The organism is Xanthomonas sontii (assembly GCF_040529055.1).
Lineage (GTDB): Bacteria > Pseudomonadota > Gammaproteobacteria > Xanthomonadales > Xanthomonadaceae > Xanthomonas_A > Xanthomonas_A sontii.
In genome coordinates, this window is record NZ_CP132342.1 from 3,831,726 (window position 1) to 3,845,983 (window position 14,258).

The window sequence follows — 14,258 nt, forward strand, 5'->3', positions numbered from 1 at the left end:
CCGCCCGCATGGCGCCTATCGCGCTCCTACGAATCCCGAATCCCCACTCCCCAATCCCGGCCTCACTCCGGCGTCAACACCAGGTCCTGGAAATCGAAGCTGAAATCGGTCAGCGGCGAGATCGCCTGCATGCGCGCCTCGCGCACCTTGCCGTCGGCGGTCAGGGCGAAGCTCAGGAAGGCGTCGGCGTTGAGCGAGCGGTCGCGCCAGCGCACGATGAAGGTGTCGTGCTGCCAGTGCTCCAGGGTGCCGACCAGCTGCGCGGTCTTGCTGAACTGCAGTTCCAGGCGCTTGCCCTGCTGGCGTACCACCACATCGCCGTACCACGGGTCGCGGTAGGTGCCGGCATAGCCGGACAGCGGCAGCGACGGGGTGGACTTGGCGTCGCGCGCGGCCACGTGCTTGGCCCAGTCCTCGTCGGCGTTGGCGTCGGCCTTGACCACGGCCTTGGCGTAGGCGGCGGTCCAGTCGGCCGCCGGCGCGCCCAGGTAGGCGTCCAGCACCCGCAAGGTGATCGCGTTGAAGGCGGCGCCGACCTCCTGGTTGGTCAGCACGATCACGCCCAGCTTGCGCTCCGGCACCAGGGTCAGCCGCGAGACCATGCCCGGCCAGCCGCCGGTGTGCCAGACCAGCTTGGCGCCGCGGTAGTCGCTCAGGCTCCAGCCCTCGCCGTAGCCGGCAAAGTTCGGCCTGGCCGGCAGCAGTTCCGGCACGCTCGGCTCGGAGATCGCGATCGGCGTGATCATCTGCCACATCTCCTGCTGGCGCTGCGCGCTGAACAACTGCCGCGCCTGGCCGTCGGCCGACGGCAGGCGCCCGCCGTCGAGCTGCACCTGCATCCACTTGGCCATGTCGTGCACGTTGGCGTAGATGCCGCCGGCGCCGGAATTGTTGGACCAAGTCAGTGGGGCCACCGTGCGCAGCTCGCGGAAGTCGAACTTGGCGTGGCCGACCGCGGCTTCATCGCCCGGCTGCAGGTGGTCGCTGTTGATGCGCGCGCCGGTCATGCCCACCGGCACGAAGATGCGCTGGCGCACGAACTCGGCGTAGCTCTGCCCGGACACCTGCTCGATCAGCTTCTGCGCCACGGCATACAGAATGTTGTCGTAGGCGTAGCGGTCGCGGAAACCGCCCTTCAGCGGCACGTGCGCCAGGCGCCGCACCACTTCCTCGTTGCTGTAGCTGGTGGCCGGCCAGAACAGCAGGTCGCCGGCGCCGAGGCTCAGGCCGCTGCGATGGCTGAGCAGGTCGCGCACGCGCATTTCGCGGGTGACGTAGGCGTCGGACATCTGGAACCACGGCAGGTGGTCCACCACCCGGTCCTCGAGCTTGAGCTTGCCTTCGTCGGCCAGGATCGACAGCGCGGCGGAGGTGAAGGCCTTGGTATTGGAGGCGATGGCGAACAGGGTCTGCGCGTCCACCGGTTCCGGCTTGCCGAGTTCGCGCACGCCATAGCCGCGCTCCAGCACCACCTGCCCGTCCTTGACGATGGCGATGGCGATGCCGGGCACGTCGAACTGCTTGCGCACGCGCTCCACCTGCGCGTCCAGGTCCTGCAGCCCGGGCGGCAATGCGGCCGGGGCCGGTGCGGGGGCCGCGGCGGGGACAGGCGCCTGCGCCTGCACGGTGGCGCTCATCGCCAGCAACAGGCCGCAGCCCATCGAGATGCTCTTCAACTGCGTCGCTCCTGAAGAAGGTAAACCGAAGCCGCACGCCACCGCGCGCGCACCTGGCGAGTGTAGAGCCTGCCGGAGCCTTTGCGGCGGACCAAGGCGCGCCGCTGCGACGCCGCGTAGTGCCAGATGCGGTCCAGACGCGGGTGGCCGCTACTGCCAACGTCCAACTCGCACGCAGCGGCCAGCGGAGTTGGCGGCCATTCCCGCCCTGCACGCACGCATGGCGCACGCCATCGCGCAGGCGACGAACACGCGGCACAGGCACACGCCGCGCACCGCCCAGCGACACCACCAGGCCACTGACGCCCACGACCACACCCCGCAACGCCGCGCTGCGGCACAATCGCTCCCCGCCTGCCGCCGGACACGCCCGCATGAACGACCTCTTCGACTCCGCCCCGGCCGCGCCGGACGGCATCCGTATCGGCATCGGCGGCTGGACCTACGCACCATGGCGCGGCGGCATGTTCTATCCGCAGGGCCTGGTGCAGCGCCGCGAACTGGAATACGCCAGCCGTCACGTCACCAGCATCGAGATCAACGGCACCTACTACGGTGCGCAGAAGCCGGAGACCTATGCGCGCTGGCGCGACGAGACGCCGCCGGGCTTCCTGTTCTCGGCCAAGGCGCCCAAGCGCATCACCGCCTTGCGGCGGCTGGCCGGCGCCGGCACACAGATCGAGGATTTCGTCGGCGGCATCGCCAGCCTCGGCGACCGCCTCGGCCCGCTGCTGTGGCAGTTCGAGCACGGCCATCGCCTGGACCTGGACGACCTGGCCGCGTTCCTCGACCTGCTGCCGCGCAAGACCGACGGACGCCGTCTGCGCCACGTGCTGGAAGTGCGCGATCCGGCCTGCGTCGGACCGGAACTGATGCACCTGACGCGCCGGCACGGCGTGGCCACGGTGTTCACCGATTCGCCCGAGTTCCCCTCCTTCGCCGACCTGGGCGCCGACTTCGTCTATGCGCGGCTGATGCGCAGTCGCGCCGACGTCGCCCATGGCTACCCGCCGAAGGAATTGCAGACCTGGGCCGCGCACGCGCAAGCCTGGCGCCGCGGCGAGGATCCGCAGGCGCTGCCGCACGCCGATACGGCCGTGGCCAAGACCACGCCGCGCGAGGTCTTCGTCTACTTCATCAGCGCCGCCAAGGAACGCAATCCCGCCGCGGCGATGGCCCTGATGAAGATGCTGGGGTCCGCCACACAGGCGTGACGCCCTCGACCACGCGTACGCGACGCCCGGCACGGCGCAAGCGCGACCGTCGCCGCCGCGATCGCAAGACGGCTGAACCGGACCCCGAGCGCGCGCACCCGGCGACACCTGGCGGTCGCCGCGCTGGGGTACAACACCGCCCGTCCGGCGCCGTCGCCGGGCCGCGGCCGCGGGCCGCGCCTGCACACGCGGAGTCCCTCGATGCGGATCAAGCACACGCTCGAACGTCTTCCCGGCGGCATGATGCTGGCGCCGCTGCTGCTCGGCGCGCTCTGCCACACCGTGTGGCCGCAGGCCGGCGCCTGGTTCGGCTCGTTCACCCAGGGCCTGATCGGCGGGCTGGTGCCGATCCTGGCGGTGTGGTGCTTCTGCCTGGGCGCCTCGATCCGGCTGCGCAGCGGCGGCCGCGTGTTGCGCGCCTCCGGCGTGCTGGTGCTGACCAAGATCGCGGTGGCGTGGCTGACCGCGGTGATCGCCGCGCGACTGCTGCCGCCGGGCGGCATCGTCTCCGGCATCTGGAGCGGCATGTCGGTGCTGGCGCTGGTCGCGGCGATGGACATGACCAATGCCGGCCTGTTCGCCGCGCTCATGCAGCAGTACGGCCGTCGCGGCGAGGCCGGCGCGATGGCGCTGATGTCGCTGGAATCCGGCCCGCTGGTGACCATGCTGATCCTCGGCACCGCCGGCGTCGCCAGCTTCGAGCCACGCCTGTTGCTCGGCGCTGTGCTGCCGCTGCTGGCCGGTTTCGCGCTCGGCAATCTGGACCCGGCGCTGCGTGCCCTGTTCGCGCGGGCGGTGCCGGCCCTGATCCCATTCTTCGCCTTCGCCCTGGGCAATACCCTGGACCTGCGCATGGTCGCCCATGCCGGCGTGGCCGGGGTCGCGCTGGGCCTGCTGGTGATGGTGGCGACCGGGATCCCGCTGCTGCTCGCCGATCGCTGGCTGGCCGGCGGCAACGGCAGCGCCGGCCTCGCCGCCTCCAGCACCGCCGGCGCGGCGGTGGCCACGCCCGCGCTGGTGGCGGCGGTGGCGCCGCAGTTTCGGGCCACCGCGCCGGCCGCGACCGCACTGGTGGCGACCTCGGTGGTGGTGACGGCGCTGCTGGTGCCGCCGCTCACCGCCGCCTATGCGCGCAGGATGGCGCGGACCGCGTCGCCGCCGGCGCCAGACGCCTGACCCGCGTGCCGATCCGCGACCGTCGCGACGCGCTTTGCGCGACAATACGCGGATGCCGATGCACCCCACCACCAAAGCCCAGCTGCAAATCCATTTCTGCGTCCTGCTGTGGGGGATCACCGCGATTCTCGGCAAGCTGATCACCCTGCCCGCACTGCCGCTGGTGTGGTGGCGGATGCTGATGGTGGTGGCCGCGCTGGCGCTGCTGCCGCGGGTGTGGCGCGGACTGGCGGCGCTGACGCCGAAACTGGCGCTGGGCTATGCCATCGTCGGCGCCCTGGTCGGCCTGCACTGGCTCACGTTCTACGGCGCGATCAAGCTGGCCAACGCCTCGGTCGCGGCGACCTGCATCGCGCTGGCGCCGGTGTTCACCGCGGTGATCGAACCCTGGGTGGCGAAACGGCCGTTCCGCCCCAGCGAACTGGCCTTCGGCCTGGCGGTGCTGCCCGGCGTGGCCCTGGTGGTCGGCGGGGTACCGCACGGGATGCGCGCCGGTGTCGCCGTCGGCGCGGTGTCGGCGCTGCTGGTGGCGGCCTTCGGCTCGCTCAACAAGCGCCTGGTCGACCATGCCGATCCGCTGACCGTGACCGCGCTGGAACTGGGCGCCGGCACCCTGACCCTGACCGCGCTGGCGCCGTTGCTGCCGTTCGTGCTGCCGGCGTTGAGCGGGCCCTTGCTGGTGCTGCCCAGCCTGCACGACACCGCGCTGCTGCTGGCGCTGGCGCTGCTGTGCACGCTGCTGCCGTTCGCCCTGGCCCTGGTCGCATTGCGCCGGCTCAGCGCCTACGCGGTGCAACTGGTCACCAACCTGGAACCGGTCTACGCGATCGTGTTCGCGATCGTGCTGCTGGACGAGCAGCGCCAGCTCACCGGGCTGTTCTACCTCGGCGTGGCGGTGATCCTGGGCGCGGTGTTCCTGCATCCGCTGCTGACCCGCACGCGTCCGGTGCAGCACCCGGAGCTGCTGGCCACCTGCGAGGCGAAGAACGTGGTGGAGTGAGCGCTGGGGCGCTCACTCCGGGATTGGGGATTGGGGATTCGGGATTAGCCCCATCCTGCGCATTTGCGGCATGACCGCAGGCCCAACGCGAAAGGCGCAGCATGCTCGGGAACTAGCCCCTCTCCCCCCGGGAGAGGGGTTGGGGTGAGGGTACGGCGCGAAAGCGTCTGCGTCATCTGCGTTCGCGAGGCGACGCGCCTACCCCTGCGGGGGAATTTTTCCCGTGGAACAAGGAGGAACCTGAGGATCGTCCCGGAATGACGTGGCGTACTTACGCCGCCAGCGACACGCAGTCGCGGCCTGCACGCTTGGCCTGGTACAGGCCCTGGTCGGCACGCTTGAGCAGGTCCTCGGCGCTCTCGCGGCCCTGCAGCGTGGCCACACCGATGCTGGCGGTGAGCGACACACCGAGCTGCAGCAGACTGGTGTCCTGGCGCAGTCGCTCGCAGGCGCGCATGGCCTGCGCCGCATCCATGCCGGGCAGCAACAGCGCGAACTCGCCGCCGCCGTAACGCGCCACGACGCTGTCCGGCGGCAGGCGCGCGCGCAGCATGTCGGCCAGCGCCAACAGCGCCTCATCGCCCTTGTCGTGGCCGTGCAGATCGTTGACGCTCTTGAAGTAGTCCAGATCCAGGATCGCCACGCTGAGCGGCGCCGAACCCGGCTGCGCCGCCTCGGCATGGATCATCAACGCGGTGGCGAAGGCGCGGCGGTTGAGCAGGCCGGTCAGCGGATCGGTGCGCGCCTGCTCCAGCAGTTCGGCGTTGAGCGATTCCAGCGATTCCTGGTACTGCAGCAGCTGTTGCTCGTACCAGGCGCGTTCGCGCAACTGCAGCGCCAGCGCATGGCTGCTGCGGCGCAGTTCGATCAGCTGCATCACCTGCCGCGACAGCGCCTGCAGCGCCGCCAGTTGTTCCGGCTGCAGGGTGCGCGGACGGTTGTCGAGCACGCACACCGTGCCGACCGGCAGGCCATCGCGGGTCAGCAGCGGCGCGCCGGCGTAGAAGCGCACCCCGCCCTCGGTGACCAGCGGATTGTGCTGGAAGCGCGCATCGGCGGTGGCGTCGGCGACCACCATGACCTGCTCCGGGGTCAGGATGGTGTGGCCGCAGAACGACTCGTCGCGTGCGGTACTCAGCAGGCAGACGTTGCGCTGCGCCTTCAGCCACTGGCGCTCGTCGTCGACCAGCGAGATCAGCGCCGAGGGCGTGTCGCACAGCTTGGCGGCGATGCCGACCAGATCGTCGTAGGACGCTTCCGGTTCGGTGTCCAGGATCTGCAATGCGTGCAACGCCTGCAGGCGTGCGGCTTCGTTGTCGGGCTTGCGGGGCTTGATCACGGAATACCCGGCGGCGGCGATGGTTCGCGTTGCGCAGTATGGCCAAATCCGCGGCGGACGCCAGCCCTGGCGGGCGCGCCGCCTGTACGGTTGGGCCGCGCGGCGTCAGCCGAACGCCGACACTGCGACGTGGTTACCACTCCTGGCGCTGCGGCAGCAGGCCGCGCAGTTCCTGTTCGGTGAGATTGCGCCACTGGCCCGGCTTCAGCGCGCCGAGCTTGATGTTGTCGATGCGCACGCGGCGCAACTGGGTGACGCGGTAGTCGAACGCCGCGGCCATCAAGCGGATCTGCCGGTTGAGTCCCTGCTCCAGCACGATGCGGAAGCCGAACTTGGCGATCCGCGCGGTGCGGCACGGCAGGGTCATCTGGTCGTGCACGCGCACGCCGCGCGCCATGCCGCGCAGGAATTCGTCGGTGACCGGCTTGTTCACCGCCACCAGGTATTCCTTCTGATGGCGGTTCTCCGCGCGCAGGATCTCGTTGACGATGTCGCCGTTGCTGGTCATCAGGATCAGCCCCTCGGACTCCTTGTCCAGGCGCCCGATCGGGAAGATGCGCTGCTCGTGGCCGACGAAGTCGACGATGTTGCCCTTGACCGCGCTCTCGGTGGTGCAGGTCACCCCGACCGGCTTGTTCAGCGCGATATAGACGTGGCGGCGCCCGCTCTTGGCCTTGGCGCGCGCGCGCAGCGGCTGCCCGTCGACCTTGACCTCGTCGCCCTCGCCCACCACCGAACCGACCCCACCCGGCTGGCCGTTGACGGTGACCCGGCGCGCGGCGATCAGCCGATCGGCCTCCCGGCGCGAGCAAAAACCGGTCTCGGCGATGTGCTTGTTGAGGCGGACGGACATGGGCTGGGAGCTGGGAATGGGGAGTTGGGAATGGGGAATGGCAACAGCGGGCTGCTGCCGGCTGGGCCATGGCTAACGTCGGGAACGACGGCAGGGAGCGGCAGCGGGGACGCCCCCCATTCCCGATTCCCTACTCCCTATTCCCGGCCTCTCAGCGCTTCGGCGGCCCCTTGCGCGGCGGCCGGTCGGCGGCGAAGCGGCCGGCCGGGCGCGGGCCGGCGGCGTTGGGCTTGCCGCCGGGCTTGCCGGTACGGGCGAACTTCGGCTTGAACGGCGCGCCGCCGGCATCGTCGCCGTCGAGCTTGCGCATCTGCAGTTGCTGGCCGGACACCCAGACCTTCTTCAGGTGCGTCAGCAACTCGCGCGGCATGTCCGCCGGCAGGTCCAGCACCGAATGGTCGTCGTGGATGTCGATGCGGCCGATGTACTTGCTCTCCAGCCCGGCTTCGTTGGCGATCGCGCCGACGATGTTGGCCGGCTTGACCCCATGCTGGTGGCCGACCTCGATGCGGTAGGTCTCCATGCCCACTTCCGGCGCGCCGCGCGGCGCTTTCGGCGCCTTGTCGCGGCGCGGCGCCTCGAAGCTGCCGACGTCGCGGTGGTAGTCGAAATCCTCGCCACGCGCGGCCGGGGCCGGACGCGCCGGGCGCTCGCCGTCGTCGCGACGCGGCGCACGCGGCTCGCGCTCGAACTTCGGCTCGAAGCGGGGGCGCTCAGGGCGCTCGCCACGCTCGGGCCGCTCGCGGCGCTCGAAGCGCTCGCCCTGCGGCGGGCGCGGACGGTCCGGGGCCAGCAGCAGCGGCGTCTCGCCCTGCAGCAGGCGCGCCAGCGCCGCGGCCACCTCCACCATCGGCACGTTCTTCTCGGCCTCGAACTTCTGCAGCAGGTCGCGGTACATGTCGATGCCGCCGCCGGCGATGGTCTCGCTGATCTTCTCCATGAAGCGGCTCACGCGCTGGTCGTTGACCGCGTCGACGCTGGGCAGCTGCATTTCCTCGATCGGCTGGCGGGTGGCGCGCTCGATCGCGCGCAGCATGCCGCGCTCGCGCGGGCTGACGAACAGGATCGCTTCGCCGCTGCGCCCGGCCCGGCCGGTGCGGCCGATGCGGTGCACGTAGCTTTCGGTGTCGTAGGGGATGTCGTAGTTCAGCACGTGGCTGATCCGCTCCACGTCCAGGCCGCGCGCGGCCACGTCGGTGGCGACCAGGACGTCGAGCTTGCCGTCCTTGAGCTGCTGGATCACCCGCTCGCGCTGCGCCTGCTGGATGTCGCCGTTGATCGCCGCCGCGGCCAGGCCGCGTGCCTGCAGCTTCTGCGCCAGCTCGTCGGTGCCGGCCTTGGTGCGGGCGAAGATGATCATCGCGTCGAACGGCTCAACCTCCAGGATCCGGGTCAGCGCGTCGAGCTTGTGCAGCCCGCTCACCGCCCAGTAACGCTGGCGGATGTTGGCCGAGGTGGTGGTCTTGGAGGCGATGATCACCTCGGCCGGGTCGTTCAGATAGGTCTGCGCGATGCGCTTGATCGCCGGCGGCATGGTCGCCGAGAACAGCGCCACCTGGCGCGAGTCCGGCAGCTTCTTCAGCACCGCCTCGACGTCGTCGATGAAGCCCATGCGCAGCATCTCGTCGGCTTCGTCGAGCACCAGCGTCTTCAGCTCGGACAGGTCCAGGGTGCCGCGGTCCAGGTGATCGATGACCCGCCCCGGGGTGCCCACCACCACGTGCACGCCGCGCTTGAGCGCCGACAGCTGCTGCACGTAGGGCTGGCCGCCGTACACCGGCAGCACCTGGAAGCCAGGGATCGCCGCGGCGTAGCGATGGAACGCCTCGGCCACCTGGATCGCCAGTTCGCGGGTGGGCGCCAGCACCAGCGCCTGCGGCTTGCGTTGGGCGAAATCCAGCCGCGACAGGATCGGCAGCGCGAACGCGGCGGTCTTGCCGGTGCCGGTCTGCGCCTGGCCGAGCAGGTCGCGGCCGGTCAGCAGCGCCGGGATGGTGGCGGCCTGGATCGGCGACGGCGACTCGTAGCCGACGTCGGCGACCGCTTTCATCACAGCAGGGGAGAGGCCGAGATCTGCGAACAGCAGCGGCGCGGGGGTATCTTGGGACATGGGAGACTCCGGGGGCGCCGCAGAGAACCGGCAGGCGCAAAGAAGCCCCTATTGTGCGCCCTGCCGGGCCGCATGTCGAAAGCAGGTGAACGACACCGTTCAGGCGTGACCCTCTGCGCACTGCCGGACGCCGGCCACCGCGGCCGCCTCCAGCAGGCGCGGCGCCGCGGGCTGCGGCAGCGGCGACAGCCCCCAGCCGCCGACATGGCGGGCGTTTTGCCCGCGAATGACCGACAATGGGCGCCGATTTCCGAGCAAGCCCCCAATGCAGACCATCGATCTCCAGCTAGAAAGCGACTACGTGGAACTCAAGCACCTGTTGAAACTGACCGGCCTGTGCGACAGCGGCGGCGCGGCCAAGGCCGTGATCAGCGAAGGCCAGGTGCGCGTGGATGGCGAGGTCGAACTGCGCAAGGCCTGCAAGGTGCGCGCGGGCCAGGTGGTACAGCTGGGCGACGTGCAGGTGCAGGTGCTCGGCAAGGCATGACCGCCATCGGCGCCCCTGGCCTGCCACTCGCCGGCCGGTGGCGCCGGACAGCGCGGATCCCCGCACGATGCTGATCACGCTAGGCATCCGCAACATCGCGCCGTCTGCGGAAGATCCGCACCACGACGTGTACATCGCGCAGCTCGACCCCGACGCAGCGCAGCCGTTCCGCCTGGGCCAGTCCATCCGCGGCGGCCACGCGGAGCGCGGCGGTTCCATCTCCCTGGCGCTGGACGAACTGGAGGGCTGGACCGGCGACTGGCGCCAGCACCTGCGCCACGCCGGCTGCGCCTGGGCCATCGCGCCGATCGAAGCGGCGCAGCGCAGCGGCGACCTGCAGAGCGCCCTCGACGCGCTGGTCGCCGGTGCGGAACAGCGGCGCGCCGACGCCAGCTAGCTGCCGCTGAGATCGGGATTCGGGATTCGGGATTCGGAATTGAAAGCAAGCCGCGCCGAGCACCGATAGACACGCACGCATGCATCGGCACGACCGCCGCCTCAGCGCGCCATGGCCGCCACGCGCTGGGTCAGGTGCGCCGCGATGGCACGCTTGAACGGCGCGACCCGGTCGGCCACGCGCAGCGCGGCGCTGCGCAGGGCGCGCGCCGGCAGGCGATCGTCGGTGTACAGCGCGGCAATCGCGTTGGTCGCTTCGTACAGCGGCCGCGTGGCCAGGCGGTGCCCGCGCTGGTAGCCGGCCAGCAAGGCCGGCGCGGCAATGTCGCCGCCGCGCGCGACCGCGTCGTGCAGCGCACGCGCCAGCCGCGCCTGGCTCTGCAGGCCGAAGTTGAACCCATGCGCGGTCACCGGATGCATGCCCACCGCGGCGTCGCCGATCAAGGCATAGCGCTCGGCGACGAAGCGCTGCGCATAGACGGCCACCAACGGGTACGCCTGCGGCCGCACCAGTGGCGTCATCGCGCCCAGGCGATGCTCGAAGCAGCTACTGATCTCCGCCCCCAACGCCGCCTCGTCCATCTGCAGCAGCGCCTGCGCGCGTTCCGGCGGCAGGGTCAGCACTGCCGAGGCCTCGTTGCCGTGCAGCGGCAGCAGGGCCATGGTGCGGCCGTAACCGAACCACTCCCAGGCGGTCTGATGGTGCGGGCGCTCGTGGCGCACCCGACACACCAGCATGGTGCGGCCGAAATCGCGCAGCTGCGCGCCGATCCCGCTCATGCGCCGGGTACTGGAGAAGCGGCTGTCGGCGGCGACCACCAGACGCGCCGCCACGCTGCGCCCGTCGGAGAGCTGCAACTGCGCCTGGCGCGCGTCGCGACGCAGTGCCTGCACCGACACACCGTCGAGCAAGGTCAGACCGGGCTGGTCCTGCACCGCGGCGAACGCGGCGCGGCGGATCAGGTGATTGGGCACCAGCCAGCCGAGATCGCCACGGCCGCCCTCGCCCGCCGCAAAGGTCAGCGCGAACGGCGAGGAACCGTTCATCACCCGCGCATCGCGCAGCGGCGCGATCGCCTGCGGGTCGATCCGCGGCCACAGGTCCAACTGATCCAGCAATGCTCGCGAGGCGTGGGTCAGGGCGATTTCGCGGCCGTCGAAGGCGGCCTCGGCCAGCGCCGCGCGCGGCTGCGGCTCGATCAGCGCCAGCGACAGGCCGCTGCCGGCCAGCGAGCGGGCGAAGCACAGGCCGGCAGGGCCGGCCCCGACGATGGCGATATCCACTTGCATGCGGCGACTCCGTGATCGGACCCGGCCAGGATACGACCGCCGCGCACCGCGTCCTTGATCTGGATCAGCGCTGCGACGATCGGTCGCAGCCCGCGGGGCTCAGAACAGCGCCCACACCAGCTGCAGGATCGCCCACAGCGACACCACCCACACAAGGCTGCGCACGTACGGCACGCCCGCCGCGTACAGCGGCACGTACGCCACACGCGCCCACAGGTAAATCTGCGCCGACAGCGCGGTGTGCGCATCGCCCTTGCCCAGCGCCGCCACCGCCACCGCCGCGGCGGCGAAGAACGGGAAGGTTTCCAGGAAGTTGCGCAGCGCGCGGTCCAGGCGCCCGGCCACGCCGGCCGGCGGCGGTTGCGGCGCATCGCGCGCGCCGGCGTTCCACTTCAGCCCGCGCTGCGCGGTGACGAAGGCGGAGGCGAGCAGCAGTTGCGCGATCCCGAGCAGGATCGCCCAGGCCAGCATGCGGATTTCGATGGGCATCGGAGCCTCGGAGGAAAGGAAGACGGCGCGCAGCATGCCGCTCAATCGGGCATGGCCACGTGATAACCGACCAGGCGCCAGGTCTTGTCCTCGTCCAACCGCAACGACACCAGCTCGCGCACCGGCTGCGGCGCATTGGCGAAGCGGCTGGGGAAGCTGATGTTGACGTAGGTGCCCGGCGGCACCTGCGAGCCGGCGGCGTACTGCACCCGCGCCACGCTGGCGACGCCGCGGCCGAGCAGCGCGCCCAGCCGCGCACGTGCGGCGTCGATCTCGCGCACGAACACCGCGCGCGTCACCGCCTTCTTCGCCACAACAGAGGCGCCGTCCCAAAGCTCGCCGGTGCGTCCGGCATCGACCAGTTGCGCGGCGCGCAGGCCGGCCTGGGCCATCTGTGCGTCCTGCTTGGCCAGCGGTCCGGGCGCGGGCGCGGCGGGGCCGGCATGGCGCGGCGCCGGTTTCGGCGCCGCCGCGGGAGCGGCAGCAGGTGCGGCGGGGGCCGCTGGCGGGGCAGTCGTCGGCGCGGGCGCGGACGATGCCGGGGGCGCGTTCTGCGCGGAGGCTGCGCCAGCGACGAGGGACAGCAGGACGAGCGTGAGGCGGAACGGGACGGAGATGGACAAGGACATCGCTCGGCAGCGGCGGTGGCAAGGGCCGCAGTCTACGCGGCCTGCGCGGGCCAGCGCAGCGGCCCTATGGCGTCTCCTCGGTCGCCACTACCGTATTCTCGCTCGCCACTACCGCGGCCGCGGCCGCCGTCGGGGCGGCATAGCGCTGGCGGTGCCAGGCGCGCCAACTCGCCCACAGCGCCCAGGCGGTCGCCGCCAGCAGGGCGAGCAGACTCAGCAACGAGCCGGTCCGCGCCAGCCACGGCGCATGCAGGCCGTTGGCGAGGTGCAGCAGCACTTCGGCGATCGCGAAACCGCCCAACGCCAGCAACGCCGGGGGCAGGTACAGCCGCAGCATCAAGCGGGTTCCGGCGGCCATGCGCGCGCTCCGGGAGGGGATGCGGCGACGCTAGCCCCGCGTCCATGCCCGCCACGTGAATGGGCGGCATGCGCCGCAGCGGCCGTTCAGGCGCCGGGCGAGGCCAGCGGCAGCGTCGCCACGTCGATCTCCGAGAGCGGGCTTTCCGCCGGACAGGCCTGGTCCGGGAACCCGAAGCGCTGCTTCAGCGCCTGGCCGCAGGCGGTCAGGCTCTCCAGGTCCACGTCCTTTTTGGTCTTGCACTCCTGGTCGAAGGCGACCAGGAACGCATCCTTGCGCCGCACGAAATCGTCGCCGCACTTGCGCAACTGCTTGATCCGCTCCAGATCGTCCTGCACCGCGTTGGTGCCGTCGAGCCCGTACTGCTTGAGCTCGTCGCTGCTGAGCAGGCGCAGGCTGCGGTTGGGCACGGTCATCATCAGATCGGCCACCGCCACCGCCACGCCGTTGCGCTCCAGGTAGTCCTTGACGTTGCCATAGACCTCCTGCAGCTCGCGATTGAGCTCGGCGCGCGAGGTCGCGGTGGAACTGATCCGCATCATCCGGTGGATGCCGACCTTGCCGGAGATCAGCCGGTTGTCGCCGGCGGCCAGCACGAACACGCAGGCGCTGTGGCAGACCGAGCCTTCGCGCACCCACACGGTCCAGCCGGATTCGCCGATCGCATCGCCGGCGCGGATCGCCGCCTCGACCTGGCCGCCGCTGGAATCGAGGTCGAGCACGCGCTTGCCGATGCCGGTCTGCCTGGCCACCTCGGCCAGGCGCCGCACCATCTCGGCGAAGCCGGCGTTGATCTTGCCGACATAGCGCACCCGCATCAGCCCGCGCTCGCGGCACGGCGCCAGCGCCGCCTCCACGGCGGGCCGGTCCAGCCCGGCCAGCGGCTGGCCGTCGCCGGCGTCGGCGGCATAGTCGGTGTCGCAGCTGATGAAGGCCTCGCCATTCTCCAGCGTGGCCTCGTCCCAGGCCTGCGGGTCGCGCTTGGGCGCGACCGCATGCGGCGGCGGTGCCGGCGGCGCACCGATCGAGACCATGTGCTCGCCATCGGCGGAGGGGCTGTCGGCGACGGTCCGCGGCGCCGACGCCGGCTGCTGCCCGCAGGCCAACAGGCCCAGGCAACACAGCGACAACCAGCAGAGTCTGAACGGAGCGGCCAAACGGAGGATCCATGGACGAGACGAAAAAGACAGGCGCCAGGCGCCTGTGGACCTAGTCTAGTGCCGGCGCGCGGAACCTCCCCA

General features: G+C 71.1%; 14 protein-coding genes. 5 read left to right on the forward strand and 9 right to left on the reverse strand.

All coding sequences use genetic code 11. The annotated features are described in order from the left end of the window. Positions 1 to 62: 62 nt before the first annotated feature. Entirely contained in the window at positions 63 to 1,676 is a 1,614-nt protein-coding gene (locus RAB70_RS16135) for a serine hydrolase (protein WP_148829692.1), read from the reverse strand. Between the two features lie 374 nt (positions 1,677 to 2,050). Between RAB70_RS16135 and RAB70_RS16140 the strand changes: the two genes are divergently transcribed. The 3 genes from RAB70_RS16140 to RAB70_RS16150 all read left to right on the forward strand — a co-directional run bounded on the left by RAB70_RS16140 (position 2,051) and on the right by RAB70_RS16150 (position 5,066). Beyond that, a complete protein-coding gene (locus RAB70_RS16140) occupies positions 2,051 to 2,890 on the forward strand; it encodes a DUF72 domain-containing protein (protein ID WP_148829691.1) in 840 nt (279 codons plus the stop codon). Between the two features lie 201 nt (positions 2,891 to 3,091). Further along, positions 3,092 to 4,066: a 2-keto-3-deoxygluconate permease gene (locus RAB70_RS16145; RefSeq protein WP_148829690.1), complete on the forward strand. Its 975-nt coding sequence runs from the start codon at positions 3,092 to 3,094 to the stop codon at positions 4,064 to 4,066. 52 nt (positions 4,067 to 4,118) lie between these two features. Then, positions 4,119 to 5,066 (forward strand): DMT family transporter, encoded by a 948-nt coding sequence (locus RAB70_RS16150; protein WP_148829689.1) that lies wholly within the window; start codon positions 4,119 to 4,121, stop codon positions 5,064 to 5,066. Positions 5,067 to 5,337: 271 nt separating this feature from the next. Here RAB70_RS16150 and RAB70_RS16155 read toward each other — a convergent pair whose 3' ends face one another. The 3 genes from RAB70_RS16155 to RAB70_RS16165 form a co-directional block, all read right to left on the reverse strand. After that, on the reverse strand, positions 5,338 to 6,405 hold the full coding sequence (locus RAB70_RS16155; protein ID WP_148829042.1) for a sensor domain-containing diguanylate cyclase: 1,068 nt from the start codon (positions 6,403 to 6,405) through the stop codon (positions 5,338 to 5,340). A 133-nt stretch (positions 6,406 to 6,538) separates the two neighbouring features. Then, entirely contained in the window at positions 6,539 to 7,258 is a 720-nt protein-coding gene (locus RAB70_RS16160) for a pseudouridine synthase (RefSeq protein ID WP_010343505.1), read from the reverse strand. Between the two features lie 151 nt (positions 7,259 to 7,409). Beyond that, positions 7,410 to 9,368 (reverse strand): DEAD/DEAH box helicase, encoded by a 1,959-nt coding sequence (locus RAB70_RS16165; protein WP_148829041.1) that lies wholly within the window; start codon positions 9,366 to 9,368, stop codon positions 7,410 to 7,412. A 265-nt stretch (positions 9,369 to 9,633) separates the two neighbouring features. Between RAB70_RS16165 and RAB70_RS16170 the strand changes: the two genes are divergently transcribed. Continuing rightward, positions 9,634 to 9,855 carry an RNA-binding S4 domain-containing protein gene (locus RAB70_RS16170; RefSeq protein WP_017909138.1) on the forward strand — a complete coding sequence of 74 codons (222 nt, stop codon included), beginning with the start codon at positions 9,634 to 9,636 and terminating at the stop codon, positions 9,853 to 9,855. Positions 9,856 to 9,922: 67 nt separating this feature from the next. Further along, on the forward strand, positions 9,923 to 10,252 hold the full coding sequence (locus RAB70_RS16175) for a hypothetical protein (protein WP_017916269.1): 330 nt from the start codon (positions 9,923 to 9,925) through the stop codon (positions 10,250 to 10,252). 101 nt (positions 10,253 to 10,353) lie between these two features. Here the strand turns inward: RAB70_RS16175 and ubiM are convergent, their stop codons facing one another. From ubiM to RAB70_RS16200, 5 genes are all read right to left on the reverse strand, one after another. Next, a complete protein-coding gene (gene ubiM / locus RAB70_RS16180) occupies positions 10,354 to 11,541 on the reverse strand; it encodes a 5-demethoxyubiquinol-8 5-hydroxylase UbiM (RefSeq protein WP_148829040.1) in 1,188 nt (395 codons plus the stop codon). A gap of 99 nt (positions 11,542 to 11,640) precedes the next feature. Further along, the gene (locus RAB70_RS16185) at positions 11,641 to 12,030 is read right to left on the reverse strand and encodes an MAPEG family protein (RefSeq protein WP_026143987.1); all 390 of its coding nucleotides are present in this window, start codon (positions 12,028 to 12,030) and stop codon (positions 11,641 to 11,643) included. Positions 12,031 to 12,071: 41 nt separating this feature from the next. Further along, the gene (locus tag RAB70_RS16190; RefSeq protein ID WP_148830715.1) at positions 12,072 to 12,659 is read right to left on the reverse strand and encodes a DUF4019 domain-containing protein; all 588 of its coding nucleotides are present in this window, start codon (positions 12,657 to 12,659) and stop codon (positions 12,072 to 12,074) included. A 64-nt stretch (positions 12,660 to 12,723) separates the two neighbouring features. Then, complete coding sequence (locus tag RAB70_RS16195) at positions 12,724 to 13,017, reverse strand: hypothetical protein (RefSeq protein ID WP_148829038.1); 294 nt, start codon at positions 13,015 to 13,017, stop codon at positions 12,724 to 12,726. An 86-nt stretch (positions 13,018 to 13,103) separates the two neighbouring features. Then, positions 13,104 to 14,147 carry a hypothetical protein gene (locus RAB70_RS16200; RefSeq protein WP_148829043.1) on the reverse strand — a complete coding sequence of 348 codons (1,044 nt, stop codon included), beginning with the start codon at positions 14,145 to 14,147 and terminating at the stop codon, positions 13,104 to 13,106. Positions 14,148 to 14,258: the final 111 nt, after the last annotated feature.

Excerpts from the sequence above, each read along its gene's own strand:
- RAB70_RS16150 (WP_148829689.1), top strand. The coding sequence starts at position 4,119 with ATGCCGATGCACCCCACCACCAAAGCCCAGCTGCAAATCCATTTCTGC.
- RAB70_RS16170 (WP_017909138.1), top strand. The coding sequence starts at position 9,634 with ATGCAGACCATCGATCTCCAGCTAGAAAGCGACTACGTGGAACTCAAG.
- RAB70_RS16175 (WP_017916269.1), top strand. The coding sequence starts at position 9,923 with ATGCTGATCACGCTAGGCATCCGCAACATCGCGCCGTCTGCGGAAGAT.
- RAB70_RS16160 (WP_010343505.1), bottom strand. The coding sequence starts at position 7,258 with ATGTCCGTCCGCCTCAACAAGCACATCGCCGAGACCGGTTTTTGCTCG.
- RAB70_RS16140 (WP_148829691.1), top strand. The coding sequence starts at position 2,051 with ATGAACGACCTCTTCGACTCCGCCCCGGCCGCGCCGGACGGCATCCGT.
- RAB70_RS16185 (WP_026143987.1), bottom strand. The coding sequence starts at position 12,030 with ATGCCCATCGAAATCCGCATGCTGGCCTGGGCGATCCTGCTCGGGATC.
- RAB70_RS16165 (WP_148829041.1), bottom strand. The coding sequence starts at position 9,368 with ATGTCCCAAGATACCCCCGCGCCGCTGCTGTTCGCAGATCTCGGCCTC.
- RAB70_RS16145 (WP_148829690.1), top strand. The coding sequence starts at position 3,092 with ATGCGGATCAAGCACACGCTCGAACGTCTTCCCGGCGGCATGATGCTG.
- ubiM (WP_148829040.1), bottom strand. The coding sequence starts at position 11,541 with ATGCAAGTGGATATCGCCATCGTCGGGGCCGGCCCTGCCGGCCTGTGC.
- RAB70_RS16190 (WP_148830715.1), bottom strand. The coding sequence starts at position 12,659 with ATGTCCTTGTCCATCTCCGTCCCGTTCCGCCTCACGCTCGTCCTGCTG.
- RAB70_RS16195 (WP_148829038.1), bottom strand. The coding sequence starts at position 13,017 with ATGGCCGCCGGAACCCGCTTGATGCTGCGGCTGTACCTGCCCCCGGCG.